The sequence below is a fragment of the Paraburkholderia sp. SIMBA_054 genome, assembly GCF_046534875.1.
Taxonomy (GTDB): Bacteria; Pseudomonadota; Gammaproteobacteria; order Burkholderiales; family Burkholderiaceae; genus Paraburkholderia; species Paraburkholderia hospita.
This window is the reverse complement of the sequence record NZ_JAWRXV010000157.1, coordinates 1-1,703: the sequence shown is the minus strand read 5'-3', so window position 1 is coordinate 1,703 and position 1,703 is coordinate 1. Positions and strand designations below refer to the sequence as shown.

General features: G+C 59.0%; 1 protein-coding gene. It reads right to left on the bottom strand.

Going from position 1 to position 1,703, the window contains the following annotated elements:
• Positions 1-246: 246 nt before the first annotated feature.
• Complete coding sequence (locus tag SB822_RS54445) at positions 247-1,512, bottom strand: IS256 family transposase (protein ID WP_079487593.1); 1,266 nt, start codon at positions 1,510-1,512, stop codon at positions 247-249.
• Between the last annotated feature and the right edge of the window lie 191 nt (positions 1,513-1,703).

The window sequence follows — 1,703 nt, the reverse complement described above, 5'->3', positions numbered from 1 at the left end:
ATGACTGGAAAGCCGCGATGAACCAGTTCGCGATCCTCTACGAGGATCGCTTCACCAGGAATCATTTGTAGAATGCAGTTGATGAGCCTGCCAGATGGCAGGCTTTTAGCTGCCTTGCACACAAAAATTCAGACACTCCCGTGCGGGGGCGGCACCTACTTTTCTTTGCCGCCGCGTAACTATTCAGCGCTTGTAAACTGAGATAAGGTCAAGAGTGGTGTACGGGCAGCTTGATGCCCGGCGACGTCAGGCGGCGAGTTTCTGCTGACCCGGTTGATCGTCTTGCACCGGTTCACCGTCCTTGAAGGCAATGCCTTCCAGCAACAGCTTGATCTGTTCGGGACCATTGATGCGGCGCCACGTTTTCTCGGCTTCCTCGATCAGCTTGAATGCCAGACCCAGGAAGGTCGGTCGCGACACGCAGTTGCGCGTACGCGTCGTCCGGTGGCGTACGGTCGCGAACGTCGACTCGATCGCATTCGTCGTGCGCAGATGCTGCCAGTGTTCTGCCGGGAAATCGTAAAAGGCAAGCAGGTTCTCCCGGTCCTTCTTCAGTGTTTCAGTCGCCTTCGGATATTTCGCCGCATAGACCGTCACGAAACGATCGAACGCGGCGTATGCATCGGCACGCGTGGCGGCCATCCAGATCGCCTGAAGGTCTGCTTTTGCGCGCCCTTGTTGCGACTTCGGCAGCGCATTGAGCACATTGCCCATCTTGTGAAACCAGCAGCGCTGGCTGCGCGTGATAGGAAACACCTCCTCCAGGGCGGCCCAGAAACCCATTGCGCCGTCGCCGACCGCCAGCAGTGGTCCGGCCTGCAGGCCACGAGCCTTCAGGTCCAGCAGCAGCTCCTGCCACGACGCCTTCGATTCCCGGTACCCGTCACCGATCGCCACACGCTCCTTGCGCCCATCCGGTCTCACACCGATGATCACCAGCAGGCACTGGCCGTCCGAGTTCTCGCTGCGCAGCCTCGTGTGGATGCCGTCGACCCACCAATACACGTAGCGCGACTTCGACAGATCACGCCGGCTCCAACTGGTATGCTCGTCGGCCCATTGCGCCTTCAGACGGCTCACCACGTTCGCCGACAAACCCTTGGCGTCCTCGCCCAGCAGCACGCTCAGTGCTTCGCTCATGTCGCCCGTCGAAATGCCCTTCAGATACAGCCACGGCAGTGCGGCGCTCACGCGCGGTGACTTCCTCACGTACGGCGGCACAATCGATGAATTGAACTTCACACCCGATCCTGATCGATCACGAACCTTCGGCACCTTCACCGGAATCGGGCCGGCCGCCGTCAACACTTCGCGCTCCGGTAAATAGCCGTTGCGCACCACGGCACGCTGGCCGTGCAAGGTCTTGACGTTCTCGAACCGCTCCAGCAGCGCCGACAGCTCTGCTTCGATTGCCTGTTGGATCACCTGCCGGGCTCCGTGCCTGACCAGTTCATCCAGACCCAGACCGACTTCCGATAGACCGACGACTTCTTTTTCCGTAAACTTGCTCATGGTGGATGGTTTGTTGTTCGCTGGTTTCCGACTTCGACAATCAGATTCTCAGCTGAAACCTCCACCGCCTTCAAATCTCCCGCCTCAATTCCCCCGTACACCAGTTCTGACTTTAGCGCTTGTAAACTGCTACCAGGCTATGCATAGTGAGGGACATGACGAAGATGCCCGACATCAAGGACCTGACACCG